The 25,956-nt window shown below is 70.7% G+C and carries 26 protein-coding genes and 1 riboswitch; of the genes, 13 read left to right on the forward strand and 13 right to left on the reverse strand.

What is annotated here, in order from left to right; all coding sequences use genetic code 11:
• Window positions 1–37: 37 nt before the first annotated feature.
• The 4 genes from ABGA98_RS43305 to ABGA98_RS43320 all read right to left on the reverse strand — a co-directional run bounded on the left by ABGA98_RS43305 (window position 38) and on the right by ABGA98_RS43320 (window position 3,965).
• On the reverse strand, window positions 38–1,222 hold the full coding sequence (locus ABGA98_RS43305) for a lipid-transfer protein (protein ID WP_347624360.1): 1,185 nt from the start codon (window positions 1,220–1,222) through the stop codon (window positions 38–40).
• Window positions 1,219–1,623, reverse strand: coding sequence for an OB-fold domain-containing protein (locus ABGA98_RS43310; RefSeq protein WP_347624308.1), 405 nt, complete (start codon window positions 1,621–1,623; stop codon window positions 1,219–1,221). Before ABGA98_RS43310 ends, ABGA98_RS43305 begins: the two co-directional genes overlap by 4 nt.
• Before the next feature lie 25 nt (window positions 1,624–1,648).
• Window positions 1,649–2,797, reverse strand: coding sequence for a S8 family serine peptidase (locus ABGA98_RS43315; protein WP_347624309.1), 1,149 nt, complete (start codon window positions 2,795–2,797; stop codon window positions 1,649–1,651).
• Window positions 2,798–3,158: 361 nt separating this feature from the next.
• Window positions 3,159–3,965, reverse strand: a complete 807-nt coding sequence (locus ABGA98_RS43320) for an SAM-dependent chlorinase/fluorinase (RefSeq protein ID WP_347624310.1) — start codon at window positions 3,963–3,965, stop codon at window positions 3,159–3,161.
• A 117-nt stretch (window positions 3,966–4,082) separates the two neighbouring features.
• Between ABGA98_RS43320 and ABGA98_RS43325 the strand changes: the two genes are divergently transcribed.
• Together ABGA98_RS43325 and otsB are read left to right on the forward strand one after the other, a co-directional pair.
• On the forward strand, window positions 4,083–4,385 hold the full coding sequence (locus ABGA98_RS43325) for a DUF3263 domain-containing protein (RefSeq protein WP_347624311.1): 303 nt from the start codon (window positions 4,083–4,085) through the stop codon (window positions 4,383–4,385).
• Window positions 4,386–4,424: 39 nt separating this feature from the next.
• Window positions 4,425–5,195, forward strand: a complete 771-nt coding sequence (gene otsB / locus ABGA98_RS43330; RefSeq protein WP_347624312.1) for a trehalose-phosphatase — start codon at window positions 4,425–4,427, stop codon at window positions 5,193–5,195.
• Window positions 5,196–5,299: 104 nt separating this feature from the next.
• Here the strand turns inward: otsB and ABGA98_RS43335 are convergent, their stop codons facing one another.
• Complete coding sequence (locus tag ABGA98_RS43335; RefSeq protein WP_347624313.1) at window positions 5,300–6,724, reverse strand: trehalose-6-phosphate synthase; 1,425 nt, start codon at window positions 6,722–6,724, stop codon at window positions 5,300–5,302.
• Window positions 6,725–6,902: 178 nt separating this feature from the next.
• Between ABGA98_RS43335 and ABGA98_RS43340 the strand changes: the two genes are divergently transcribed.
• The 6 genes from ABGA98_RS43340 (at window position 6,903) to ABGA98_RS43365 (ending at window position 11,996) form a co-directional block, all read left to right on the forward strand.
• Window positions 6,903–7,457, forward strand: a complete 555-nt coding sequence (locus tag ABGA98_RS43340; RefSeq protein ID WP_132511701.1) for an RNA polymerase sigma factor — start codon at window positions 6,903–6,905, stop codon at window positions 7,455–7,457.
• 79 nt (window positions 7,458–7,536) lie between these two features.
• Window positions 7,537–7,678: riboswitch (SAM riboswitch) on the forward strand.
• A gap of 13 nt (window positions 7,679–7,691) precedes the next feature.
• Window positions 7,692–8,924, forward strand: a complete 1,233-nt coding sequence (gene thrC, locus ABGA98_RS43345; RefSeq protein ID WP_347624314.1) for a threonine synthase — start codon at window positions 7,692–7,694, stop codon at window positions 8,922–8,924.
• Between the two features lie 24 nt (window positions 8,925–8,948).
• Window positions 8,949–9,224, forward strand: a complete 276-nt coding sequence (locus tag ABGA98_RS43350) for a MoaD/ThiS family protein (protein ID WP_132331077.1) — start codon at window positions 8,949–8,951, stop codon at window positions 9,222–9,224.
• Between the two features lie 241 nt (window positions 9,225–9,465).
• Window positions 9,466–9,666, forward strand: a complete 201-nt coding sequence (locus ABGA98_RS43355; RefSeq protein ID WP_106250594.1) for a cold-shock protein — start codon at window positions 9,466–9,468, stop codon at window positions 9,664–9,666.
• Between the two features lie 352 nt (window positions 9,667–10,018).
• A complete protein-coding gene (gene groL, locus ABGA98_RS43360) occupies window positions 10,019–11,647 on the forward strand; it encodes a chaperonin GroEL (protein WP_347624315.1) in 1,629 nt (542 codons plus the stop codon).
• Between the two features lie 151 nt (window positions 11,648–11,798).
• Window positions 11,799–11,996 (forward strand): hypothetical protein, encoded by a 198-nt coding sequence (locus ABGA98_RS43365; protein WP_347624316.1) that lies wholly within the window; start codon window positions 11,799–11,801, stop codon window positions 11,994–11,996.
• 52 nt (window positions 11,997–12,048) lie between these two features.
• On the opposite strand, the gene ABGA98_RS43370 is transcribed toward ABGA98_RS43365, so the two are convergent.
• Entirely contained in the window at window positions 12,049–12,579 is a 531-nt protein-coding gene (locus tag ABGA98_RS43370) for a YbhB/YbcL family Raf kinase inhibitor-like protein (RefSeq protein WP_347624317.1), read from the reverse strand.
• Between the two features lie 64 nt (window positions 12,580–12,643).
• The gene (locus ABGA98_RS43375; protein ID WP_347624318.1) at window positions 12,644–14,707 is read right to left on the reverse strand and encodes an AAA family ATPase; all 2,064 of its coding nucleotides are present in this window, start codon (window positions 14,705–14,707) and stop codon (window positions 12,644–12,646) included.
• A gap of 121 nt (window positions 14,708–14,828) precedes the next feature.
• Here ABGA98_RS43375 and ABGA98_RS43380 point away from each other — a divergent pair, with 121 nt between their 5' ends.
• Entirely contained in the window at window positions 14,829–15,164 is a 336-nt protein-coding gene (locus ABGA98_RS43380; protein ID WP_347624319.1) for a hypothetical protein, read from the forward strand.
• 222 nt (window positions 15,165–15,386) lie between these two features.
• Here the strand turns inward: ABGA98_RS43380 and ABGA98_RS43385 are convergent, their stop codons facing one another.
• The 3 genes from ABGA98_RS43385 to ABGA98_RS43395 form a co-directional block, all read right to left on the reverse strand.
• Window positions 15,387–17,033: a DNA repair helicase XPB gene (locus ABGA98_RS43385; protein ID WP_347624320.1), complete on the reverse strand. Its 1,647-nt coding sequence runs from the start codon at window positions 17,031–17,033 to the stop codon at window positions 15,387–15,389.
• Window positions 17,034–17,179: 146 nt separating this feature from the next.
• Window positions 17,180–17,536 (reverse strand): DUF4190 domain-containing protein, encoded by a 357-nt coding sequence (locus ABGA98_RS43390; RefSeq protein ID WP_347624321.1) that lies wholly within the window; start codon window positions 17,534–17,536, stop codon window positions 17,180–17,182.
• A 94-nt stretch (window positions 17,537–17,630) separates the two neighbouring features.
• On the reverse strand, window positions 17,631–19,109 hold the full coding sequence (locus ABGA98_RS43395; RefSeq protein ID WP_347624322.1) for an AMP-binding protein: 1,479 nt from the start codon (window positions 19,107–19,109) through the stop codon (window positions 17,631–17,633).
• A gap of 340 nt (window positions 19,110–19,449) precedes the next feature.
• On the opposite strand from ABGA98_RS43395, the gene ABGA98_RS43400 reads away from it, so the two are divergent.
• The gene (locus ABGA98_RS43400; RefSeq protein ID WP_347624323.1) at window positions 19,450–20,133 is read left to right on the forward strand and encodes a hypothetical protein; all 684 of its coding nucleotides are present in this window, start codon (window positions 19,450–19,452) and stop codon (window positions 20,131–20,133) included.
• Window positions 20,134–20,160: 27 nt separating this feature from the next.
• Here ABGA98_RS43400 and ABGA98_RS43405 read toward each other — a convergent pair whose 3' ends face one another.
• Complete coding sequence (locus tag ABGA98_RS43405) at window positions 20,161–22,680, reverse strand: helicase C-terminal domain-containing protein (RefSeq protein WP_347624324.1); 2,520 nt, start codon at window positions 22,678–22,680, stop codon at window positions 20,161–20,163.
• A 45-nt stretch (window positions 22,681–22,725) separates the two neighbouring features.
• Between ABGA98_RS43405 and ABGA98_RS43410 the strand changes: the two genes are divergently transcribed.
• Window positions 22,726–23,676, forward strand: coding sequence for a hypothetical protein (locus ABGA98_RS43410; RefSeq protein WP_347624325.1), 951 nt, complete (start codon window positions 22,726–22,728; stop codon window positions 23,674–23,676).
• Here the strand turns inward: ABGA98_RS43410 and ABGA98_RS43415 are convergent.
• Window positions 23,669–24,286 carry a helix-turn-helix domain-containing protein gene (locus ABGA98_RS43415; protein WP_347624326.1) on the reverse strand — a complete coding sequence of 206 codons (618 nt, stop codon included), beginning with the start codon at window positions 24,284–24,286 and terminating at the stop codon, window positions 23,669–23,671. The two genes, ABGA98_RS43410 and ABGA98_RS43415, sit on opposite strands and share 8 nt — an antisense overlap.
• A gap of 61 nt (window positions 24,287–24,347) precedes the next feature.
• Window positions 24,348–24,743, reverse strand: coding sequence for a hypothetical protein (locus ABGA98_RS43420; protein ID WP_347624327.1), 396 nt, complete (start codon window positions 24,741–24,743; stop codon window positions 24,348–24,350).
• A gap of 113 nt (window positions 24,744–24,856) precedes the next feature.
• Here ABGA98_RS43420 and ABGA98_RS43425 point away from each other — a divergent pair, with 113 nt between their 5' ends.
• Both ABGA98_RS43425 and ABGA98_RS43430 read left to right on the forward strand, forming a co-directional pair.
• Window positions 24,857–25,465: an HAD hydrolase-like protein gene (locus ABGA98_RS43425; RefSeq protein ID WP_347624361.1), complete on the forward strand. Its 609-nt coding sequence runs from the start codon at window positions 24,857–24,859 to the stop codon at window positions 25,463–25,465.
• Window positions 25,466–25,559: 94 nt separating this feature from the next.
• Entirely contained in the window at window positions 25,560–25,955 is a 396-nt protein-coding gene (locus tag ABGA98_RS43430; protein WP_347624328.1) for a cold-shock protein, read from the forward strand.
• Window position 25,956: the final 1 nt, after the last annotated feature.

A 25,956-nucleotide genomic window follows, 5' to 3' on the forward strand; every position in this document is an offset into this window, starting at 1 on the left:
AGGGCCCTCCGAGTCCGGCTCGGAGGGCCTTCGCGCTTCAGAGGGTGGCGATGAGGGCGGAGCCGTGGCCGAACAGGCCCTGGTTGACGGCCAGGCCGGCGCGGGGGCGGAGGACCTGGCGAGGGCCCGCGCGCTCGCGCAGCTGGGTGGTGAGCTCGCAGAGCTGGGCGATGGCCTGGGCGGGGACGGCCTCGCCGAACGAGGCCAGGCCGCCCGACGGGTTGACCGGGAGGCGGCCCCCGATGGCCGTCTCGCCGGCGCGCAGCAGCTTGTCCGCCTCCCCCGGCGGGCACAGGGAGGCGTCCTCCATCCAGTCCAGTTCCAGCGCCGTCGACAGGTCGTACACCTCCGCCAGCGAGACGTCCTCTGGCCCCACCCCGGCCTCCTCGTAGGCGGCGTGCGCGATCGCCGCCCTGAACGGCTTCTCGGGCGGCGGAACGGCGGCCCAGGAGTCGGTGGCGAAGTTCGGCAGTTCCAGGACGGCGCTGGGGAAGGTCGGGGTGACGGTGGCCACGGCGGCCAGGCGTACCAGGGGGGTCGTGCCGCGGCGGCGGGCGTACTCCTCCGAGGCGAGCACCACGGCGGCGCCCCCGTCGGAGGTGGCGCAGATGTCCATCAGCCGCAGCGGATCGGCGACCATGGGGGAGGCCAGCACCTCGTCCACGGTGACGGGCCTGCGGTAGCGGGCCATGGGGTTGAGCGAGCCGGCCCGCGCGTTCTTGACCTTGACGGCGGCGAAGTCGGCATGGGTGGAGCCGTAGACGGCCATGCGCCTGCGGGCGTAGAGGCCGAAGTACGCGGGGTTGGTGGCGCCGAGGAGCCGGAAGCGCAGCCAGTCGGGGTCGTCGGGCCGGTCGCCGCTCACCGGCGCGAAGAAGCCCTTGGGCGTGGAGTCCGCCCCCATGACCAGGGCGACCTCGCACAGGCCCGCCAGGATGCGGGTGCGCGCGATGTCGACGGCCTGGGCTCCCGAGGCGCAGGCGGCGTAGCAGGAGGCGATCCTGGCACCCGACCAGCCGAGCGCCTGGGCGTAGGTGGCGCCGGCGACGAAGCCGGGGTAGCCGTTCCTGATCGTGTCCGCACCGACGAGGAAGTCCACGTCGGTCCAGGCCACGCCGGCGTCGTCGAGGGCCGCGCGGGCCGCCGCCACGCCGTACTCCACGAAGGGACGGCCCCACTTGCCCCAGGGGTGCATGCCCGTGCCCAGCACCACGACGCTCATGACGGCCGCCGCCACATCCACACCTGGGGCCCGTCGGCCAGCGGTCCCGAGGTGAGCTCCAGTTCCATGCCCACCTCCAGCTCCGCCACCGTCAGGCCCGTGACCTGGCCGAGCACCACGATGCCCGCCTCTTCCAGCTCGACCGCGGCCAGGGTCACCGGCTCGTACGGCTCCGCCGCCACGTACGGCGCCGGCGGCGGGTAACAGGCGTTCGTGTACGACCAGACCCGCCCGCGTCTCGGCAGCCGGACCTCGCGCAGGTCCGTGCCGCCGCAGCGGGGGTCGGGGCAGAGGCCGTGCCGCGGTGGGAAGCAGACGGTGCCGCAGTCCGCGCATCTGGTGCCGAGCAGGCGGACGCCGTCGTGGTCGATGGCGAACCAGCCGTCGATCGCAAACGTCATAGCCGGAGTATCACACAAGCGCTTGCTAGGTTACATCCCTTCGCCGCCTGCACTGCGTCACCAGCACCCGCGCCGACATCGCCGCCACGAGCATCACCATGCCCGCGATCACCGGCGTCCTGGAGGACGGCGGCGCCTCGCAGAAGTACGGTCCTGGCACCGCTCCTCCTGGCGCGGGCACGTCCAGCCGGGTGGCCACCCGCAGGGCGAGCGCCGCGTCGACCACCCCGTGCCCGTAGGCGCGGCTGTGGCCGCCGGCCGGCCGCCTCCTGGTGCCGAGCTCGATGGCCCGCCGCACGTGGTACGGCGACAGGCTCGGATGCGCCGACCTGATCAGGGCCGCCACGCCCGCCACCATGGCCGCGGCCGAGCTGGTGCCGTCGCCGATCACGTACGAGCGGCGACCGTCGGCCGTCACGATGTCCGTGCCCGGCGCGACCACCGAGACGTAGTCCTGCCTGTTGGAGAATCCGGCCACCGCGAGCCGCCGGTCCACGGCGCCGACGGCGATCACGCCGGGGTAGGCGGCGGGGAAGTTCTTCCTGTTGGCGGCGGCGCCGTCGTTGCCCGACGAGGCCACGAGCACGGCGCCCCTGGCGATCGCGTACTGGACGGCCTCTTCCTCCGTCGCCGACCCCTCCCAGGAGCCGCTGCCCCCGCCGAGCGACATGCTGATCACTTCGGCGCCGTGGTCGGCCGCGTAGCGGATGCCCCTGGCCAGCGCGTTGCGCCCGCCCGAGCGCTGCTTCTTGCGCTGCGGGTCGCCGTTGTCCAGCGTGACCCTGACGGACAGCACCCTGGCCTCCGGAGCCACCCCGAGGACGCCGCCCTCACGCTCCTCACCGTGCCCGTGACCGGCGATCAGGCTGGCCATGGCGGTGCCGTGGCGCCCCCACCGGTGCGGGCTCCTGGCCACCCCGGTCAGGTCGGGTCCCTGGATCACGGCGCCCGCCAGGTCGGGGTGGCGGCCGTTCACACCCGTGTCGAGCACGGCCACCACGGCGCCCGCGCCCTTGCTCGTCCGCCAGGCGTCGGGCAGCCGCATCGCGTCGAGCTGCCACTGGCCGGCCCGCGCGACCCGGCCGACGTCGTCGGAGGCGCCCGGAGCGGCGGCGCCCAGCACCGTGCCCACTGCCAGCGCTGTCACCAAGGCGGGCACGAGGATCCTGCTCATCTGGTCAGCCCCCGGACCGGTGCCGTCGCGGACCGTTCTGTGCTGGAGAGGGCCGGCGGCGGGCTGTCGCCACCCACCGGGGCGACCCCGGCCGGCACGTACGTGACCCGCGCGCCCGGGCTGAGGCCTGGCGCGGCGAAGATCGGTCGGACTGACCGGCGTTCGGGCACAGGAGGCTCCGGGGCAGGCAGGAGCGGGGACGGCATCGACAGCGGGACAACGGAAAACTGGTACACGTCGACCTCGAAAGGGAGGGGGAGGGGACGTTTGACCCGCATTCTGACACGCGACCGCTGCGTCAGCCCGACGCTTCAGTAAACAGACCGATACGCGGAGTAATTCCGATCTGTGGCTTTTTGCCCTAAGAAAGAGGGGAAAGCCGGACACGTGCTCCGGGCGGGAGCCCCAGGCGCTGCGCCGCGTCACCGGAGTTCACGGCGATCGCGATCAGCCCCGCCGAGTCCGCGAACGCCACCAGTTCGCCGGGCGGCACCGCCGAGAACGTCTCCCGGTACGGCAGCGAGAACTGCCGCCGCCCCAGCCGCACCCCCAGAGTGTCGCCCACCCGCACGCCCAGCGCATGCAGGTCGCCCGCCGTGATCGACAACTGCGTGTTGCCGTAGCGGTCGACCGAGACGACCTCGCCCTCCACCGAGCCCTCACGCAACTGGGAGGTCGGCTCCGGCAGCGAGACCAGCCTGCCGACCGGGATCTCCGGCCCCAGCTCCGCCGGGCTCAGACCGCCGCACAACCGCGCGGCGACCGGCGCGAACACGTCGCGCCCGGGAAACGTGGGCGAGACCGGCCGCAGGAAGTGCCGCTCGTCGCTGATCTCGTGGGCCGCCTGCGCGCCGCCGCCGGCGTGCACGGCCCACGACAGCAGCCCGTTGTCGGGCCCGATGAACACCCGGCCGCCCGCCTCGACGGCGACCGCGCGCCTGGAGGCGCCCGCCCCCGGATCGACCGCGGCGATGTGGACGCCCACCGGGAGGTAGGGGATGGTCTGTGCGAGCACGGCCGCGCCGCGTCGTACGTCTCCCGCGGGGATCAGGTGGCACACGTCGATCACCCTGGCCTCGGGGGCGATCCCGGCGATCACTCCATGGCAGGCCGCCACATAGCCGTCTTCGAGCCCATAATCCGTGAGCAGCGTGATTACTGAGGTCACATCTGGTGACTGTACGTCTGTCGAACCGCCATGAACAGCAGCGCCCCGCACATTACGATGGCCACGGGCCGCGTGCGTGCGACGTGAACGTCACACGCCCCTTTCGAGGAGGACACCATGGGAGCACCGCTCAGCGGTGACAATGCTGCCCAGGAGCCGTCCCGCCGGCAATCACTCTCACAACGCGATCACGAGCTCCTCGCCTTCGAGCGCCAGTGGTGGCGCCACGCGGGCGCGAAGGAGCAGGCCATCAAGGAGACCTTCGGGTTCTCCGCCACGCGCTACTACCAGCTGCTCGGCGAGCTGATCGACAGGCCCGAGGCGCTCGAGCAGGACCCCATGCTGGTCAAGAGGCTGCGCAGGTTACGCTCCACCCGTCAGCGTGACCGGGCCGCCAGAAGGCTTGGCATGCGCCCCTGACCGGCTGGGTACGGCAGCCGCGTGAGGAACATCCCTGGAATGGAAGCGATCCTGAGCGATCCGGCAGGCGCCGTGATCGGGCTCGACTTCGACGGCACGCTGTCGCCGATCGTGCCCGATCCCGCCGAGGCCGTGATCCACCCGAAGGCCCCCGAGGTTCTCGCCAGGCTGGGCGCCCACGTTCTCGCGGTGGTCATCGTGACCGGCAGGCCCCCGGCCACCGTGCTGGAGCTGGGGCCAGGGCTGGCCGACGTGCCGGGGCTGGTCGTGCTCGGACACTACGGGTTCGAACGCTGGGAGCATGGCCGTGTCTCCGCACCCCCGCCCCCCGCCGGCGTGCCGCGCAGCGAGGCCGAACTGCCGCTGCTGCTCGACTCGCTGGGCGTCGAGGGCGTGACCGTCGAGGACAAGGGCCGGGCCGTGGCCGTGCACACCCGGCGCAGCCCCGACCCCGACGGCACCCTCGCCAAGCTGCGCGAGCCGCTGGCCAAGCTGGCCGAGAAGCACGGCCTGGTGATCGAGCCCGGCCGCTACGTCCTGGAGCTGCGGCCGCCGGGCATGGACAAGGGCCAGGCGCTCAGCCTGTTCCTGGCCGAGCGGGCCGCGAGATCCGTCCTGTTCGCCGGCGACGACCTCGGCGACCTGGCCGCGTACGACGCCGTCGACGCCTCCAACCTGCCGGGCGTGACCGTGTGCAGCGGCTCCACCGAGGTGACCGCGCTGGCCGAGCGGGCCGACATCGTGGTGGATGGCCCCGAGGGAGTGGTGGCGCTGCTCGGCGAGCTGGCGTCCGCGTTCAGCGGTTCGTGAGCGGCCGCCGCTACGGTCCTGCACATGTCGAAGCGCCCCGGCGCGAGTACAGGCGATTCGCCGTCGTGGCGGGTCCACAGGCCAGGGCCGTGTTCCGGCAGCCCTCAGGCGAGGGCGTCGAGCTGGGCCTCCAGCCACTTCTGCGGCGGCAGGGCGGTGGCCGCCGCGCGCAGCTTGTCGCGGCGCGTCCGCCGCTCGTCCTCCGGCATGACGAGCGCGTCGTGCAGCGCGGCGGCGGTGCCGCTGATGTCGTAGGGGTTGACCAGGAGCGCGTGGGAGCCCAGCTCGGCCGCCGCCCCCGCCTCCCGCGACAACACCAGCGCGCAGCGCGGCGACAGCACGGGGCCCTCCTTGGCCACCAGGTTCATGCCGTCTCGGATGGGGTTGACCAGCAGCACGTCGGCCATCCGGTACGCGGCGAGGGAGCGCGGATAGTCGTCGTCGACGTTGAGGATCAGCGGGTCCCAGTCTTCGGTGGCGTACTCGTCCTCGATCTGCCGGGCGCAGCGCTGCACCGACGCGGTGTATTCGCGATATTCGGGCAGGTCGTGCCGGCTCGGGTAGGCGAAGGCCAGGTGCACGACCCGGCCGTGCCACTCGGGGTGGGCGCCGAGGAACTCGCCGTAGGCCACCAGGCCGCGCACGATGTTCTTCGACAGCTCGGTGCGGTCGATGCGGACGATCAGCCTGCGGTCGCCCACCTGCTCCTTCAGCGCGGTCATGTGCGACTCGACGTCGGGCTCGCAGGCCCGCTCCCAGAGGGCGGCGCCGTCCACGCCGAGGCTGTGCACGCCGATGCGGGTCGTCCTGCCGGCGTGGGTGACGCTGCGCCCGACGCGGTCGGCCTCCGCGCCCAGCAGGGCCTCGCAGCAGTCCATGAACGCCTGCGCCCACCTGTCGGTGAGGAATCCGGCGTGATCGGCTCCCAGAATGCCTTCCAGGACCTCTCGCGCCACCTCGTCGGGCAGCAGGGAGAAGTATTCGGGCGGCGCCCACGGCGTGTGGCTGAAGTGGGCGATGCGCAGGTCCGGCCGCTCGGCGCGGAGCATCGCCGGGGTCAGGGTCAGGTGGTAGTCCTGCACCATCACCCTGGCCTCGTGGCCGGCCTCCTCGGCCAGCGCCAGCGCGAACGCGCCGTTGTAGTCGCGGTAGGACTCCCACTCGCGGCCGAACTTGGTGCCGAAGAGCGGCGCGTTGGGGATGTCGTAGAGCAGGTGGTTGACGAACCACAGCGTGGAGTTGGCCACGGCGTTGTAGGCGCGGTGGAAGGTGGCGGGCGGGATGTCGAGCATGCGCAGCGGGCCGGTGTCGTAGCCGGCCTGGTCGATGCGGCCGCCGGGGGCCAGGCGCACCGCGCTGCGGTCACCGTCGGACAACGCCGCGCAGACCCACAGGACGCCGTCGTCCTTGGCCACGCCGGACAATCCCGACACCAGCCCGCCGCCGCCGCGCCGCATGGTCAGCTCGCCGTCGTCGGAGACGGTGAAGGAGACGGGGCCGCGGTTGGAGGCCACCAGGACGTTGTTCACCGCGCCCGCTCCGGCCGCGCGGGCCGCCGGCAGGGCGGCGAGCTGGTGTGAGACCTCAAGGTGACTCCTTCCGGCTGGCGGGTCGGTGCAGACGGGACCACACTGATCATCGTGGTGAACGGCCCATCGGAAAAGGAAGGATGCCAACAAGGCTCCCTATGACCCTAGGATCCCAGGCATGGCGCTTGATGAGCTAACCGAGGAACTCGCCCGCTCCGCCGCGGCCGGAGACCACCGTGCTCTTGGCGAGCTGCTGCGGCGGATCGAGCCCGATGTGATGCGTCACTGCGCCCGCATCCTGCCCTACCACCAGGACGCCGAGGAGGCCTCCCAGGACACCCTGCTGGCCGTGGCGCGCAACATCGGGCGCTTCGAGGGGCGGGCCAGGTTCAGCACCTGGCTGCACATCGTGACGGCCAACTGCGCGCGCACGACCTACCGGTCGCTCAAACGCCGGGCGGCCGAGCAGAGCTCGGACGAGCTGCCGATGCAGAAGCCCGACGTGCGGCGCGTCAGCGTGATCGCGGGCTCGCGGCTCGACCTGCTCGACGCCATGGAGGCGCTGGAGGCCGACAAGCCGGATCTGGCGCAGGCGCTGGTTCTGCGCGACATCGTCCAGCTCGACTACAACGAGGTGGCCGACCAGCTGGGCATCCCGCTCGGCACCGCGAAGTCGCGCATCCACCAGGCGCGCAAATATGTGCAGGGCGTGCTGGGAGACGACTATCGCTGAGATCGTACGTCTCATTATTTGAGACGGGAGGACGTTTCCGCCACGTGGGCGGGTAGAGTCCGAGTCGACAACTGAATATTGCTCATCCAGAGGGGTGGAGGGACCGGCCCTGCGAAGCCCCGGCAACCCTCCCGGCTTGTGACTCGCGACCTGGCGAGGCCGACCGGGACAAGGTGCCAATTCCGGTCTGTGGTCAAGGTGGCCGCAGACGAAGATGAGGGAAGGCCTCGCTTCATGTCGCACGATTTCGGTCCCGCCGTCGGTCTGTCCTGCCGCGAGTGCGGCGCGCGTTACCCGCTCGGTCCGAGCTTCGCCTGCCAGGAGTGTTTCGGGCCGCTCGAAGCGGCCTACGAGTTCGGCGAGGTGACCCGCGCGGCCATCGAGTCGGGCCCCGCCAACATCTGGCGCTACCGCTCGCTGCTGCCCGTGCCGGCCGACGTCGCCGACAAGCCCAACATGAACCCCGGCTGGACCAAGCTGGTCAGGGCCGGCAACCTCGGGCGGGCGCTCGGCATCAGATCCCTCCACGTCAAGGACGACTCGGGCAACCCCACCCACTCCTTCAAGGACCGCGTGGTCGCCATGGCCGTCGAGGCGGCCCGCAACTTCGGCTTCCACACGCTCTCCTGCTCCTCCACCGGCAACCTCGCGGGCGCGGTGACGGCCGCCGCGGCGCGGGCCGGGCTGGAGGCGTGCGTGTTCATCCCGGCCAACCTCGAACAAGCCAAGATCGCCATGGCCCGGGTGTTCGGCGGCCGGCTGGTCGGCATCGAGGGCACCTACGACGACGTCAACAGGTTCTGCTCCGAGTTGATCGGCGACCCGCTCGGTGACAAGTGGGGGTTCACCAACATCAACCTGCGCCCTTACTACGCCGAGGGCTCCAAGACGCTCGCGTACGAGATCGCCGAGCAGCTCGGGTGGCGGTTGCCCGAGCAGATCATCATCCCCATCGCCTCGGGCTCGCAGCTCACGAAGATCGACAAGGGCTTCAAGGAGCTGGTGGCGCTGGGGCTGGTCGAGGACACGCCCTACAAGATCTTCGGGGCTCAGGCGGCCGGGTGCTCGCCGGTGTCGACCGCCTACAAGGCGGGGCACGACGTCGTGCAGCCGGTCAGGCCCGACACCATCGCCAAGTCGCTGGCCATCGGAAACCCCGCTGACGGGCCGTACGTGCTGGACATCGCGCGGCGGACCGGAGGGGGCGTCGAGGACGTCACGGACGCCGAGATCGTGGCCGCCATCAAGCTCCTGGCCTCGACGGAGGGCATCTTCGCCGAGACCGCGGGCGGCGTGACCGTGGGCGTGCTGAAGAAGCTCACCGAGACCGGGCAGCTCGACCCGGAGGCCGAGACCGTGGTGCTGAACACCGGCGACGGCCTCAAGACGCTCGACGCGATCAGCGGCGACGCCAGGCCCACGGCCGTGATCAAGCCCTCCCTCGACGCGTTCCGCGCGACTGTCTGACAACCAGGAAAGGCGAGGTAAACCATGAGCGTTTCTGTGCGGATTCCCACCATTCTGCGCACCTACACCGGGGGCAACGCGGAGGTCAGTGGCGAGGGCGCGACTCTTCGTGACGTGCTGGCCAAGCTGGACTCTGACTACCCGGGTATCGGCGCGAGAATCCTGGATGAATCGGGCAAGATTCGGCGTTTTGTCAACGTTTATGTGGGGGAAGAGGACGTCCGATTCGCCCAAGGGCTGGACACTCCGGCGCCGGAGGGCACCCAGATCTCCATCATCCCCGCCGTCGCCGGCGGTTGAGTGCGGCAGATCACACTTCGGCGAAGGCGCCCCTTGCGGGCGCCTTCTTCTTTTCCCAGCAATTCAACGTTGAACCGTCGATGAGAGGAAATGCGCAGTCTGCGGATTGACTCTGTTGCCAAACCCCGTGCCACAGGTATGGTCGAGGGCGATCGCCTGGCTGATTTTCCGTTAAGTCAGGCGATTACGGGTCTCGCGAAGGAATGGGCGAGGTCTGGGAGCCCAGTAAGAGGAGTCGGAAGTGGCGCAGGGCACCGTCAAGTGGTTCAACGCGGACAAGGGCTACGGCTTCATCGCGGTAGACGGTGGTAAGGATGTATTCGTCCATTACTCAGCGATCATGATGGACGGGTACCGCTCTCTCGAACAGGGACAGCGTGTCGAGTTCGAGATCACGCAGGGCCAGAAGGGGCCGCAGGCGGAGTCCGTCAGGACGGTCTGATTACCGCACTGGTATGCACCGGCGGGTTCGCACGGCAGCGCAGTCCGGGCGAACCGTCACCTTTCTTCGTCGATCCTGGTACGGCGAGCCGTGTGCGCGAACCGCGGCCAGCGGTGCGCCCACGGGGCGGCTCGCCGGACAGACGACTGACCTGGGGGAAGTGCCGACCACGGGTGAGTTCGCTTGCACTCGGCAGGGTAGAGTGCTAAACAGTTCGTTGGCACTCTGTGCAGCAGAGTGCCAACACCGGATCGAGACGATGGGGTCTGCCGAACGGAGATGCTGACCCATGCCGTCGCGGGCGTCGGCTCGGTCCACGACAAGCCACCCTGCATCTGGGAGGTCTAGCCTTATGGCAGCCAAGATGATCGCGTTTGACGAGGACGCCCGGCGCGGTCTCGAGCGCGGTATGAACCAGCTCGCCGACGCCGTCAAGGTGACCCTGGGCCCCAAGGGGCGCAACGTCGTGCTGGAGAAGAAGTGGGGCGCTCCCACGATCACCAACGACGGTGTGTCCATCGCCAAGGAGATCGAGCTCGAGGACCCGTGGGAGAAGATCGGCGCGGAGCTGGTCAAGGAAGTCGCCAAGAAGACGGACGACGTCGCCGGCGACGGCACCACGACCGCCACCGTGCTCGCCCAGGCGCTGGTGCGTGAGGGCCTGCGCAACGTGGCCGCCGGCGCCAACCCGATGGCTCTGAAGAAGGGCATCGAGGCGGCCGTCGAGCGGGTCAGCGAGGAGCTCTCCAAGCTGGCCAAGGACGTGGAGACCAAGGAGCAGATCGCTTCGACCGCCTCCATCTCCGCAGCCGACCCCGAGATCGGCGCGCTCATCGCCGAGGCGATGGACAAGGTCGGCAAGGAAGGCGTCATCACCGTCGAGGAGAGCAACACCTTCGGCCTCGAGCTCGAGCTCACCGAGGGCATGCGCTTCGACAAGGGCATGACGTCGATGTACTTCGTCACCGACTCCGACCGCATGGAGGCCGTGCTCGAAGACCCGTACATCCTGATCGTCAACGGCAAGGTCTCCGCCAACAAGGACCTGCTGCCGCTGCTCGACAAGGTCGTGCAGTCCGGCAAGCCGCTGCTGATCATCGCCGAGGACGTCGAGGGCGAGGCCCTGGCGACCCTGGTGGTCAACAAGATCCGCGGCCTGTTCCGCTCCGTGGCCGTCAAGGCCCCGGGCTTCGGCGACCGCCGCAAGGCCATGCTCAACGACATCGCCATCCTGACCGGTGGTCAGGTCATCGCCGAGGAGGTCGGCCTCAAGCTCGAGACCGCCACCCTCGACCTGCTGGGCCGTGCCCGCAAGGTGGTCGTGACCAAGGACGAGACGACGATCGTCGACGGCGCCGGTGACGCCGAGCAGATCTCCGGCCGGGTCAACGAGATCCGCGCCGAGATCGAGCGCACCGACTCCGACTACGACCGCGAGAAGCTCCAGGAGCGGCTGGCCAAGCTGGCCGGCGGCGTGGCCGTCATCAAGGCGGGCGCGGCGACCGAGGTCGAGCTCAAGGAGCGCAAGCACCGCATCGAGGACGCCGTCCGCAACGCGAAGGCGGCCGTCGAGGAGGGCATCGTCCCGGGTGGTGGCGTGGCGCTGCTGCAGGCCGGTGCCAAGGCGTTCGACAAGCTCGAGCTCAACGGCGACGAGGCCACCGGTGCGGGGATCGTGAAGAAGGCTCTCGAGGAGCCGCTGAAGCAGATCGCGGTCAACGCCGGCCTCGAGGGCGGCGTCGTGGTCGAGCGCGTGCGCAACCTCACCCCGGGTGAGGGTCTCAACGCCGCGTCGGGCGAATACGTCAACATGTTCGAGGCCGGCATTATCGACCCGGCCAAGGTGACGCGCTCGGCGCTGCAGAACGCCGCCTCGATCGCGGCGCTCTTCCTCACCACCGAGGCCGTCATCGCCGAGAAGCCGGAGAAGACCCCGGCCGCTCCCGCCGGCATGCCCGGCGGCGGCGACATGGACTTCTAGGTCCTGTTTAGCGAGGCACGTCCCAAAAGAGCGGTCCGGTTTTTCCGGGCCGCTCTTGCTTTTGTTTGACTGCCATTACGTTTCGCAATTGATTCGCTACTTCGAGTGAGAAAGGGTTGTCACCACATCACCTCATCGAAGGAGCAGATAAGTGTTCTCCCGCAGTAAGCGCATGCTGGGCGTCGCCGTTCTCGGCCTCGCCTCCGTGACCCTCACGGCCGTTCCCGCGCATGCCGACAACCCTGTCGTCTTCACCCAGACCGTGACCCGGAGCGGGCCGCTGTGCGCGCTGCAAGCCTGGGTGCCGCTGCTCGGCAACGTGGGGCCGCTGGCCAAGACCTGCGGCTAGCGCCCACGCGAAAGGCGCCCCACCAGCGTGCGGTGGGGCGCCTTTCGCGTCGTCAGACCCCGTAGTGGGGGATGAGGTGGCCGCGGGCCAGGGTGTTGGCGGTGATGTTGAAGCCCACCACCGCCGGGCTGGCGCCGCTGTCCAGGCCGAGCGAGTCGACCCCCAGCGCGTGGACCGTGAAGACGTAGCGGTGCGGGTCGCCAGGAGGCGGGGCGGCGCCGCCGTAGTCTTTCGTGCCGTAGTCGTTGCGGGCGTGCACCGCGCCCGCGGGCAGACCCTTGAACTCCGGGGCCGTGCCCGCGCCCGTCGGCAGCCCGGTGACCGAGGCGGGGAGGTCGAAGAGCACCCAGTGCCAGAAGCCGCTGCCTGTGGGGGCGTCGGGGTCGAAGCAGGTGACGGCGTAGGAGCGGGTCTCGGCGGGAGCGCCGGACCAGCGCAGCTGGGGCGAGAGGTTCTGGCCGGTCATGCCCCAGTCGTTGAAGACGTGCAGGTCGTTGAGTCGCTCGCCGTCCTGGAGGTCGTCGCTCTCCACCACGAGCGCGGGGACCGACGGCAGGTGTTCATGGGGAAGGGGCGCTGGCACGGCATCCTCCTAGGTTGAGAGCTCCTTGCCCAGCCATCCTAGAAGCGGCCGTGCCGGACGCCCGTCAGCCGGCCAGCTGTGCCGGCAGCGGCTTGTCGTGCAGGACCGTCAGCGAGGTCACCGCCCGGGTCAGGACCACGTAGAGCCTGGCCAGGCCGCGGGGCTCGGCCGCGACGATGTCGGCGGGCTCCACGACGACGACGTGGTCGTACTCCAGGCCCTTGGCGAGTGTCGCGGGCACGATGAGCAGGCGGTGCTCTTCGGCCGAGTCGGGGTCGAGAACGGCGTGGGGGAGGCCGGCGAGGGCCTCGGAGACCGCGTCGACCATCGCGTCAGGGGCGATGACGCCGATCGAGCCGTCCTTGGCCAGGGCCTCCTCGGCGGCCTGCGCGACCGAGCCGCCCTCGCGGACGGTGAGCGACCCGGCGCCGGGCCGCAGCGACTGCGGGGCGGCCAGGCCTGGGGCGATCGAGGGGAGCAGGCGGGCAGCGTAGTCGAGGACCTCCCTCGGCACGCGGAAGCCGAGCGTCAGCTCCGTGACCTCGCCCTCGTGCTGGCCCAGGTGGCCGAGCACCGACTCCCACGAACGCGTCGACCACGGCGTGGTGCCCTGGGCGAGGTCGCCGAGCACGGTGGCCGAGCCGTTGCGGCAGCGGCGGCCGAGGGCGCGCAACTGCATCTCGGACAGGTCCTGGGCCTCGTCGACCACGAGGTGGCCCAGCGACGGTGTGCGTTCCATCAGGTCGCGGAGCTCGTCGAGGAGCGCGGCGTCGGCGGCCGACCATTTGGCGGACTTCCAGCTCCGGTACGGCTTGCGCCACAGGAGCGTTTCCTGCTCTTCGGGCGACAAATCTGATTTAGCGGCTCGCGCTAGGAATTCCGGATCTGACAGCAAGCGGTGAAGGACCTGTTCGGGCGTCAGTTTGGGCCAGACCGCTTCCACGAGTTGTTTCACCGGTTTCGACCGGGCCACCGCGTCCTGCACCCGGTCGTCGGGCGACTCGCCGCGCTGCTCCATGCGTACGAGGACCATGTGGGCCAGCCGTTGCGCCAATGCCGCCCGGCCGGGGTTGTAGCGCGTGGTGCCGCGCAGGGAGGCCACGATCTCGCGTACTTCGTAGTCGGCCACCCGGTGCCGGTAGGCGCCCTTGGTGTAGACGAGGCCCTCCTCCGGTTTCACGATGTGCAGCCAGAGAGCGCGTTCGAGCACCGCCGCCATCCTGGCGTCGCCCTTCACCGCGGCCACCATCGGATCCTCGGGCGCGGCGTGCTCGCCGAGCAGGTCGGCCACCGTGGTCTGGTCGACCTTGACCTCGCCGAGCGCGGGCAGCACCGAGGAGATGTAGGACAGGAACGCCCGGTTGGGCCCGACGATCATCACGCCCGACCTGGCCAGCCGCTCGCGGTGGGTGAACAGCAGGTAGGCGGCGCGGTGCAGGCCGACGGCGGTCTTCCCGGTGCCGGGGGCGCCCTGCACGCACACCGTCTGGGCCAGGGTGGAGCGGACGATCTCGTCCTGGTCGGGCTGGATCGTGGCGACGATGTCACGCATCGGGCCGGTGCGGGGGCGTTCGATCTCCTCGGTGAGGATCCTGGACGGGCCGATCTCGACGCCTTCGCCGAGCGGCTCGTCCTCGAACGCGGTCAGCGCCCCGCCGTGGTAGCCGAAGCGGCGCCGGCGTGCGATCCCCATGGGGTCGGCGGGACTGGCCTGGTAGAACGCGCGGGACACCGGCGCGCGCCAGTCGATGACCAGCGGCCTGCTGTGGCCGTCGTGCACGTGGCGGCGCCCGACGTAGATCGTGGCGGGCAGGTCGTCGCCTTCTCCCTCGTGCCCATGGTCGCGATCGCTCGGCCCGTCGCTCTCTGGTCGCGGGCCCTTCCGCTCCGCGCGGTCGAGGCGGCCGAAGAACAGCGGGGTGTCGGGATGGTCGGCGAGCGCGGCCACCCGCTGGTCGAGCAGCGACTGGAGGATCTGCTGCGACACCCAGTCGCCGGCCGCGTCGGACGAGAGGGACTGGGCGTGGGCGCGCATGGCTTTGAGCGCGGCTCTGGACTCGGCCAGGTGGGCCTGCTCGTCGGCGAGCACGTCGGTGGGTATGTCGGGGGCCAGTTGGTGTGCGGGCATGCGGAAGCGCCTCCCTGGTTGAACGACGGAGGTGGTTACAGGCAGCGAATCCGCCAGTTTAGTCGCCATGATTGCGGGCTTCCAAAGCATTTAGCTCCGGCGGCCTGGGTACGCATAGGGGGTGGTGCGGGTCCGGCTCCGTTTCTCGCCGATCATTCCCACGGTCGCGAGCCTCCTCCTGGCGGCGCTGTGGGGACTCTCGGTGTTCGCGGGGTGGGGGCTGCAGGCGTTCTGCGCCGGTGGCGAGTCGACGGCGACGTGTTCGCAGCGTCTCGGCACGGTCTTCACGCTGTCGGGGGTGTTCGCGGTGGTCGCCGCGTGCTGCACGGTGGCGGCCTGGCTCCTGCCGTGGTCGCGGCACGACCCGCGCACGTTCGGCCACCTGATGGGCGCCGGCGTGCTGTTCTGGATCGTCGCGGGGGCGGTGCTCTTCGTCGGCGGTCTGCTGGTCAGGTAGAGGGGCAGATCCGCTCGCAAGGGATCAAGCTCGGAATACCGAAAAATTCGGGCATATCAGGTGGGTTTGTCGGATCATGGGGGTATGTCGCAGGCGGCGTGATAGTACGCAGGTGAGGGGGGTGGTTCGATTGTCTTCGACCCGCGGAGTCTCGTGGACGTGAAGCCACGCTGATGCCCGGCCGCTCGGGCGAGCGGCTGGGCATGACCGCCGGCATCGCCGTCACACGCCGCCGAGCACGTCGTCGGCGTCGATGATCTGGTACGCGTACCCCTGCTCGGCGAGGAACCGCTGCCGGTGCGCCGCGAACTCCTGGTCGACCGTGTCGCGGCTGACCACCGTGTAGAACCGGGCGCCCCCGCCGTCGGCCTTGGGCCGCAGCACGCGTCCGAGCCGCTGCGCCTCCTCCTGGCGCGAGCCGAACGTCCCCGACACCTGGATCGCGATGGCCGCCTCGGGCAGGTCGATGGAGAAGTTGGCCACCTTCGACACCACCAGCACCTGGATCTCCTTGTCGCGGAAGGCCTGGTAGAGGCGCTCGCGCTCCTTGACCCGGGTCTCGCCCTTGATGACCGGCGCGTTGAGGTGCTCGCCTAGCTCGTCGAGCTGGTCGATGTACTGGCCGATGACCAGCACCTGCTCGCCCAGGTGGCGGCGGACCAGCGCCTCGGTCACCTGCGTCTTGGACGGCGTGGTCGCGCAGAACCGGTAGCGCTCCTCCGACTCGGCCATCGCGTACGCCAGCCGCTCGTCGTCGGTGAGCGTGACCCGCACCTCGACGCAGTCGGCCGGCGCGATCCAGCCCTGGTTCTCCATCTCCTTCCACGGCGCGTCGTAACGCTTGGGGCCGATCAGCGAGAACACGTCGCCCTCGCGGCCGTCCTCGCGCACCAGCGTCGCGGTCAGCCCGACCCGCCTGCGGGCCTGCAGGTCGGCGGTCATCCTGAAGATCGGGGCGGGCAGCAGGTGCACCTCGTCGTAGACGATCAGACCCCAGTCGCGGGCGTCGAACAACTCCAGATGGCTGTAGACGCCCTTCCGCCTGGTGGTCATCACCTGGTAGGTGGCGATGGTGACCGGGCGGATCTCCTTCTTCGTGCCGGAGTATTCGCCGATCTCGTCCTCGGTCAGCGACGTGCGCTTGAGCAGCTCGGTCTTCCACTGGTGGGCCGAGACCGTGTTCGTCACCAGGATCAGCGTGGTGGCCTGGGCGTGCGCCATGGCGGCCGCGCCGACGAGTGTCTTGCCCGCGCCGCACGGCAGCACGACCACGCCGGAGCCGCCGTGCCAGAAGGCGTCGGCCGCCTCCTGCTGGTAGGGGCGCAGCTTCCAGTCGTCCTGCCTCAGCGTGATCGGGTGCTGCTCCCCGTCGACGTAGCCGGCCAGGTCTTCGGCGGGCCAGCCGAGCTTGAGCAGGGCCTGCTTGACGTTGCCCCGGTCGCTCGGGTGCACGATCACGGAGTCGGGGCCGAGCCGCTCGCCCAGCATCGGCTGGATCTTCCTGGAGCGCAGCACCTCCTCCAGCACGGCCCGGTCGGTGGAGGTCAGCACCAGGCCGTTGGCGGGGTCCTTCTCCAGCCGCAGGCGGCCGTAGCGCGCCATGGTCTCGGCGACGTCGACCAGCAGGGCGTGCGGCACCGGGTAGCGGCTGAAGCTGATCAGCGCGTCGATGACCTGCTCGGCGTCGTGGCCGGCCGCGCGGGCGTTCCACAACGCCAGCGGGGTGACGCGGTAGGTGTGCACGTGCTCGGGGGCGCGCTCGAGCTCGGCGAACGGCGCGATCGCCTTGCGGCACGCGTCGGCCCGCTCGTGGTCGACCTCGAGCAGCAGCGTCTTGTCCGATTGGACGATCAGCGGTCCATCGCTCACTGGCTTGTCTCCGTGGGGTTGGGGCGGGCCCTGCAGGACCATCGTCTCCTGATCCCGGCTCGGCCGCTCCAGTGTGCAACATTCAGGGCGTCGGGATTAGTCCTGCCGCCCTTGGACGCGGCCTCGTGGAGACCCGCTGAGCTCCGTCAGTCGTCGAGGTAGCCGTTGAGGCCCAGGAAGAGGATCGTGCCGATGCCCAGCACGAAGCCCACCCCGAACAGGACCCAGCTCCAGATCACCATCGTGCGGGCGGTCTGCGGCTCGTTGCGCGCCTTGCTCAGCGCCAGTCCCGCGAGGATCGCGCCCGGCAGGCCGAGGACGTTGCAGCAGGAGACGAGCGCGAGGAGGTTGAGCACGAGCGAGACGATCGCGTTGGCGAGCGGGCCTTCGTCGCGCGGAGGCGGCGGATAGCCGTAGCCGAAGCCGTACTGCGGGGGCGGCTGGTCGCCGTAGGGCGCGCCGTACGGCTGGTACGGATAGCCCGATGGGTCCTGCTGGCTCATGGTCACCTCCAGACAGGTCAACACTTATCACGGAATTGAGGCGCGGCTGACCGAGAGAGCGTACCCGGTGCGGCCGTGACGTGCTCGCGGCTCCTCAGCCGAGCAGCGCGCGCAGCGCCTTGCGGTCGAGCTTGAGCACGCTCGTGACCGGGATCGAGTCGGCGAACCTCACTTCCCGCGGATATCTCACCCGGCCGACCCGGTCGCGGGCCCACCCGATCAGCTCCTCGGCTCCGGTCTCGGCGCCCGGCCTGAGCTGCACGAACGCCACGACCTCCTCGCCGACGCGCGGGTCGGGACGGCCGACGACGCCCGACATCACCACGTCGGGGTGCTGGTTGAGCGCGTCCTCCACGTCGCGGGGGAACACGTTGAAGCCGCCGCGGATGATCAGGTCCTTCTTCCTGTCGACAATGTAGAGGTAGCCGTCGTCGTCCACGCAGCCGATGTCGCCCGTACGCAGCTCGCCGCCGGCCAGCGCCGTGCCCTCGGGGTCGGGCTCGTGCTCGCCCCAGTAGCCGAGCATCAGCGACTCGCCGGAGACGCAGATCTCCCCGATGTCCCCGGTCTCCGTGGCCTCGCCCTCGCTGTCGCGGATGGTGATCGTGTAGCCGGGCAGCGGCAGGCCGACGCTGCCGACCCTGCGCCGGTCGGGCGGGTTGAAGGTCGTCACGGCGCTGGTCTCGGTCAGTCCGTAGCCCTCCAGGATCTGCACGCCCGGCATCCTGCGCTCGAACTCCGCCAGCGTCTCCCTGCCGAGCGGGGCCGCGCCGCACGTGAGGAAGGCGAGGTCGGGCAGCGGATGCGACTCCAGCGGTTCGGCGAGGAGCATCCGGATCATGGACGGGACCACGGTGCCGTACTGGACGCGCTGCTCGGCGGCCAGCGACAGGAACGCTTTCGGCTCGAACCAGCGCATCAGCACCGCCTGCTGCGGCTCCGTGGCGTGCATCGAGGCGACCGAGGTGATCAGCCCGTACGCGTGGGACAGAGGTACGGGCACCAGCGCGCGGTTCCTGCCCTCCTGGCGGGACAGCTCGTAGGCGGCCCTGGCCACGTGCCAGAGGCCCCGGTGGCTCAGCATGACGCCCTTGGCCTTGCCCGTGGTGCCGCCGGTGTACATGAGCGCGGCCAGGTCGCCGGGGTCCCTGTGCACGAGCCCGTGTTCGGAGGCCCGCTCCAGCTCGGCCGTGTCCACGAAGATCGCGATGTCGACGGCGGCGGCGCGTACGGTCTCCTCCAGCTCGGGCGAGGTGACGATCGCGCGGGCGCCGCTGTCGATCAGGATGTGCCGCAGCTCCGCGGGCCCCACCAGGAACACCACCGGCGTCACCACCGCGCCCGCCGCCCACAACGCCTGGTAGAGCAGCGGCACCTCGGGCGAGGTCGCCATCATGACGGCCACCCGGTCGCCGGGCCGGATGCCGGCTTCGACGAATCCGCCGCACATGCGGCGCGCGCGTTCGGCGAGCGCGTGGCTGCGCAGCCACACCCCGTCGTAGAACATCGCGTCGTGGTCGTCGAAGCGGCTCCATGACTCCTCGGCCAGGCTGCCCAGCGTCTGCTCGGTCACATGCCCAACCTGATGCGAATGACGTTGCGCCGTCAACCCTTGATGTCGTGCCGGGGCACCCTTGACGGGCCCATGCGGGCGATACCCGGCGGGGTCGGTAAATCGATATAAAGCTCCGGCTGCGGCCATTTGTGCTTTCTGCTCGACCTCGATCGTTCCATGGTGGAAGATCTAGGCGAAGGGAGTGGTCGACGTGTCCCCATAAACCCGTGAGTCGCCTGAAAGGCCTGTTCAGGGCGCTGTTGTGACGCTCTGTATTGCCTTCGTGGAAAAAGAAGAAAGTTTTTGATCTTCCATCTTTCCTGTAGACAAGTTTCCAGTCAATCACCGAGGTGGCTTCGTGACCGACACGCCTGAACCAGGCGAGATCGACCTCGACACCATAACGCTCAGTCAGAGCGTCATCGCCGTCAATGACCGGCCGCGCGCCACGACCGGCCCGGTCACGCACGACCTCAGCCGGCGGGAGGCCGACATCCTGCTCCGCTCCTACCGGGAGCCGGGCTGCTTCCCCGAGGCGGTGCGCCGCCTGGCCATGCGGCACCTGCTGGTCCTCGTGGGCGCGGAGGAGACCGGCAAACGATTAGGGGCCATCGCCCTGCTCTCGCGCATGTCGCTGGCCGAGAGCACGATCACGGTGCTGTCCCCGGCCGCCACCGCTCTGGAGCTGCTCTCCGCGACCGACTACGGGCCCGGGCAGGCGTACGTGCTGCACGACTGGATCGCGGCCGGCGCCCAGCGGATCGAGCTGGTCAACCTCGCCCGCAAGCTGGCCGAGCTGGGCTCCTACCTCGTCATCACCAGGAACGGCGGGCCCTCCCAGGCGGTCGAGGTGGAGCAGCCGTGGTGCGCCCCCGACCCCGGCGAGCTGTTCGACCTGTGCCTGAGCACCTACGGGCCGCGCGCGGGCACCGGCGCCGAGCAACTGGCCGACGCCAGGAACCACGCGCTCACCCTGCCGACGCCCGCCGCGGTGGTCCAGCTGGCCACGCGGCTGGTCCGCGACGGCGAGCCGGCGCGCTGATCGCGGCCCTCACCGGCCGGGCCCGCGTCAGAGGCCGGTCACGCCCGTGATGCGGTGGAGGGCGAAGCGGTGCACGGCCGCCCTGGTCTCGTCGTAGGCGGTCAGGTAGCCGCCCTCCATCCGGGCCGGCTCCAGGATGCGCGAGGTCGCGTTGCCCTGGGAGTCGAGATAGCCGATCCACACGCGTACGCCCTGCTTGATCGCCTCCTGCAGGGCCGAGATCGTCGCGGTGGCGGGCCCGCGCGGCACCTGGCCGTTGGGCGCGTCGACGGGCTCGCGCCGCGCCAGGTGCGCCGCGTCGCCGGCCCGCAGCGCGCGTACGGCCGCCGCCGCCACCTCCGGGTCGAGGCCGTTCGCCGACGCGATGGTGCGCACCGGCGCCGTGCCCTCGGTGCGGCGGCTTTCGAGCTGGGAGACGATCACGTCGCCCTCGATCGACTCCGCGACCGGGGCGTACCCCATGGCGCGCAGCGAGTCGACGAGCGCCGCCCGCGAGGAGCGGGAGGCGATGACGGTGGGGGCGAGCCGGCGCAGCCGCAGCGCGGCGGAGCGGCGGTCGGCGGTGATCTGGTCGAGCAGCGCCGGGTCGTCGCACCGGATGTACGCGCTCGCGGTGCCCACGCGGATGCGGCCGTGCCGTCTGGCCACGTCGGTCACCAGGTAGGACAGCGCCTGCGGCACCGGCGTGGCCGAGTGACGGCCGAGCACCGACAGCAGCTCTTCCGCGCCGTGCCCCGCGTCGAGCGCCCGGCGTACGGAGCCCTCGCTGAACCGGTAGACCGTGGCCCCGCCCTTCGACTCGACGTCGGCGGTGAGCGCCATCCAGCGGTTGAGCTCGCTGGTCAGCGGGCCCGGCGCGACGGCGGTGAGGTCGGCCTGGAGCAGCACGTGGTCGACGGGCTCCGGCAGCAGCGGCGCGAGCACCCCGGCCGGGTCGTCGCCCTCGATCAGCGCCCGCCCGTGCCCGGCCAGCGCGCCCAGCCCGGTCATGCCCACCTGCTCGGCCTCCCGCAGCGCGAACTCGATGAGCTGCTCGCGCAGCGGCCCCCGGCGGCGCGGCTGCTCCCACGCCAGCCGTTCGAGCACGGAATCACGCTCGGGCGCGAGGCCGGGGGCGGAGGCCAGCACCCGCAGCGTGGCCTCCCTGACCGCCGCGGCGGACGAGCGGCGCAAATCGGCGTGGAGAGCGTTGAGCGGCCTGTCGCGCTCGTCACCGCGTTTGGCGCTGCTGTGTTTGATGGTCGCGCCCGCTTCGCCGGTCGTTGGCATCGCCGTGCCCGCTCTCTCCCGGCGAGCTCCTGCGCTGCTGTGTTTGATGGTCGCGCCCGCTTCGCCGGTCGTTGGCATCGCTGTGCCCGCTCTCTCCCGGCGAGCTCCTGCACTCCGGTCGCCGACCAGCCCGGGCACCCGGTCCATGCGCAGCCAGGTGGCCGCCAGCGTGATCCACCGGTCGGCGGCCGGCCTGATCCGCCACAGGTCGTAGCCGGAGGTCGGCAGCCATTCGCCGTCGACGCCGCCGCCCGCCGCGATCAGGCCGGCCGCGTGCGCCACCTCGACGACCAGCGCCGTCACCCATTCGGGCAGGTCGAGCTCGCCCGCCGTACGTTTCAGGTCGCGTACGCCCAGCCCGCCGGTGCGCAGCACGCCCGGCGGATCGGCGCCCCATCGCTCGCACAGCTCCTCGACGGACCTGACGAACGAGAACGCCTGCCCGGCCGCCGTGCGGTCGGCCAGCTCCGGGTCGCGCGCGATCCCTTCGAGCGGTGGCGGCGTGGCCCGCAGACCGCGGTGCACCCGCCCGCCGCGCAGGTAGAGCCCCACCTCGCGGGGCAACGTCACGCTCTCCTCGCCGGTGGCCGCCAGCAGGCCGCGCGCGAGCAGTTCCTCGATGGGCGAACGGGCCGAGGCCACGCGCACCTCGCGCCTGGCGTTGGGCACCCGCCCGGTCGGCGGGCCCCAGACGAGCTGGTCGAGCGCCCCCCTGGCCTCGGCCGAGACGGCGCCGACGAGCGCGGCGGGCTCGGCCAGGACCGCCGCCAGCCGCTCCTTGCCCGGCCCTTCGGTGCCCGGCGCGACGTCGTCGGCCATCTCCTCCAGGTGCTCGGGCGCGTGGTGCCGGAACGCGTCGACGGCACTCGGGCCGAGCCCAGCGGGGTCTTCGAGCACCTTGCGCACGCCGGGGCCCAGGTCGAGGGCGTCGTCGGGACCGTAGACCAGGGCGAGGTCGGACAGCCTGCCGAGCGCCTCGGACAGCGCCGGCTCCGGGTCGGCCCGCCCCGTCTCCTGGTCTCCGTCCAGGGCCGCGCCGATGAGGTCGCGCAACTGTTTCCTGGATGTCGGCCCGGGCTGGACGGCGAGCGTCTCGACGACCGCCAGCGTGAACCGGTCGAGCCGGTCGAGCCCCCTGCCGATCGCCGACGGGCTGGCCGCGCGCGACGCCAGGCCCTCCAGATGCGCGGGCACCGGAGTGATCAGCTCGGGACGCGCGGACACGAGCACCCGCAGCTGTCCGTCGGTGCGTCCCCTGATCCACTCCGTGAACTCCATCGATGCCATGGTATGTGCACCCCGATTGGGGCAGCATTGCTTGACGTGATTGAGCGAGCCGACCAGCAGGTGCTGAACTACGTCTCCAAGGCGGCCGACGCCGCGCACGGCGTGCTCAGAGCCGACCAGCGGCTCGACTTCGCCAAGCGGTTGCGGGCCAGGATCGAGACCGAGCTGGGCGGCGGCAGGAAACCCCGCGACGTGTCGAAGGTGCTGGCCAGGTTCGGCGATCCGGCCGCGCTGGTCGAGCGCGAGGCCGGCCGGCTGGCCGCGGCCGGGATCGCCACGCTGCGCTCCAGACCGCCGGCGGCCCCCACCACCACGCCCGTCACGACCCCCACCGCCTCTACCACCGGGCCCGTGACGGGCCCCGCCGACGCGCCCGGCACGACCCCCGCGTCAGGCGCCGTCCCGGCTCCCGGCACCCCGCCGAAGGAAGAGGCCGGCGCCACGCTGCGCTTCGCCGCCGTCGCCGACGACCGGGACCTGCCGCCGGGCGTACGCGAGCACCGCAGGATCGCCCAGGAGCGTCTGACCCGGCGGCCCGGCATGGACCTGCCGTTCGCGGGGCTGCGCAAGGCCGCCATGTTCAGCGCCAATCCGCTGGCCACCGACGGCAGGGACGCCAGGACCATCGTCAAGGAGCACCCGCGCGACACCGCCGCGATGGTGATCCTGGTGGTGGCGGCGCTGCTGGTGCCGTTCGACCTGCCGCCCGTGGCGATCTTCCAGGTGCCGGTCATGGTGTGGGCGCTCGGCGCCGCGCTCGTGCTGTTCAGTGACACCTGGACGATCCGCGACAAGGTCCTCGGCATCGGCGCGCCGATGCTCGGCTACTCCGTGGGCGGAGTGCTGATCGGCGGCCTGCGGGTCGGCATGGAAGCCGGGGTGTCGGCATTCGTGACGCAGTTCTTCGACGTCAGCGGGACCATGTTCATGATCGGTACGGGGCTGGGCGTGGTGTGGCTGGCCTACCGGCTGCTCGACGTCACCTGACGGGCGCCGGGCTGGGGAGCAGGCCGACGGCCAGGCGTACCCACGCGGTGACGAACTGGTCCTTCTCCGCGTGCCCGGGAAGCTCGCCCACGGTCTCCTGGAACAGCCGGTAGTGCACGACCGAGCCGCCGAGCACGGCCGCGATGCCCGCCCAGTCGAGATCCACGTCCTGGTACTCGGGCTGCGCCATGAACCAGGTGACGATCGCGTCGAACATGGGCTGCAGCAGCCCCTGCCTGACCACGGCGACCAGCTCGGGGAACTGGCTCAGGTCGCGGAAGAACACCCGGGTCAGCTCCGACTCCTCGCGCACCTTCGCCAGCCCCGCGCGGCACATGTGGGCCAGGCGCTCCTCCAGGTCCGCCGACGCCTCCATGGCGCTCAGCTCGGCCAGGCTCTCCGCCACCTGGCTCCTGGTGCGCGCGGCGTGCTGGTTGATCGCGGCGGCGAGCACTTCGTATTTGGACTTGAAATGCCGGTAGAGCCCTCCGGCGCCGGGGGACAGCCCTGAGGCGGCCTCGATCTCGGCCACGGACGTGGCGGCGTAGCCCCGCTCGGCGAACAGTCGCAGAGCCTCGTCGACGATCCGCTCACGGGTCGATCTGGTCATGTCTATCCTGATACCTCCGGTAAGGAGCGTAGCCGTTACCCAGAACGGCTCACCGTCGCCCTCACGGAGCGGCGCGCCGGATCAGGCCCGCCAGCGCGGAGCCGATGATCAGCCACACGATCGCGGCGAGGCCGTAGTTGACGAGCGCCGTCCATCGCGGATCGGCGAGCTGGAACAGGCCGGCCAGGCCCAGGGACAACCATGCGGCGAGCGATTCGACGAACTGGTACCAGATGTTGGCCGGGTTGGCCCTGAACACGGTGAACACCGCGTAGAGCAGCACGGAGAGCGCGGCCACCCTGCAGGCCACCTTCACCAGGTAGGCCGCCGCCGACACCGTACGCCGCCACGGCGTCGCGACCCGGCCGCCGGGCCTGGCGGGCCGGTGCGGGCGGGGCGGGGCGGAGGAGGCGACGAGCCGGTCTCCGGCCTGCGGCGGTCTGGGGGTGTTGGTCACGGCCGCTCCTCTCCGATAAGTAATTCCTTTCTTCCCATTACTAGGGTTCCAGAACAAGGGCCCGTTACGGGGAGTAGGGCACTGTTTGGCATCCTTCTCATGTGGTGACTTCGGTGGGGTTCGACCTTGACATGACTTTGGCAGACACGCGGGCGGGGATCGCGGCCACGTACGACGAGCTGGCCGTCCGCCTCGGTGTGCCCTTCGACAGCGCGGCGATCGTGGAGAGGCTGGGCCCTCCGCTGGAGAGGGAGCTGGCCAACTGGCTGCCGCCCGAGGCGGTGCCCGCGGCAGCCGATCTTTACCGTCAGATCTATCCGGAACTCGGGGTTCCGGTGCATACGGCGATGGCGGGTGCGCACGACGCGATCGAGGCCGTACACGCGGCCGGCGGGCGGGTCATCGTGGTCACCGCCAAGAACCTCAGGGACGCGATCGGCACGGTCGAGCTGCTGGGGTTGCCCGTGGACGAGGTGGTCGGCTCGGCGTTCGGCACCGAGAAGGGATCGGCACTCGCGCGGTTCGGCGCGGCGGCCTATGTTGGTGACCATGTCGCGGACATCGAAGCGGCGCGTGCGGGTGGCGCGGTGAGCGTGACGGTCGCGACGGGCCCGTACACGGCTGGAGAGCTGCGAGATCACGGAGCGGACGTGGCGTTGACCGACCTGACCGATTTCGCCGCCTGGTTCGCCGGCTGGCGCACCCAAGCGGAACTTGGGTAATTCACCGCCATTTACCCGGTCGCCCTGGCGCTCTTCGGGGCATAACCTACATCCATCCATCCTTCGTTTTCGACTGTTTGAACGAGGTCCTCCTGTGCCGAGTGGCAAGGTCAAGTGGTACGACGCCGACAAGGGATTCGGCTTCCTCACCCGCGACGACGGCGGTGAGGTCTTCGTGCATTCATCCGCGCTGCCCACCGGCGCAGGCCCGCTCAAACCAGGCCAGAAGGTCGAGTTCGGCGTGGCCGAGGGCCGCCGGGGCCAGCAGGCGCTCTCGGTCCGGATCCTCGAGCAGCCGCCGACGCTGGCGAAGGCCAAGCCCAAGGGCAAGCGGAAGAAGCCGGACGAGATGGTGGTCATCGTCGAAGACCTGATCAAGCTGCTCGACGGCGTGTCGACGTCCTACCAGCGGGGCAAGCACCCCGACGCGGCGCACACCAAGAAGATCGCGCAGGTGCTGCGGGCGGTCGCCGACGACCTCGACGCGTAAC

The organism is Nonomuraea sp. B1E8 (assembly GCF_039871515.1).
Classification (GTDB): Bacteria; Actinomycetota; Actinomycetes; order Streptosporangiales; family Streptosporangiaceae; genus Nonomuraea.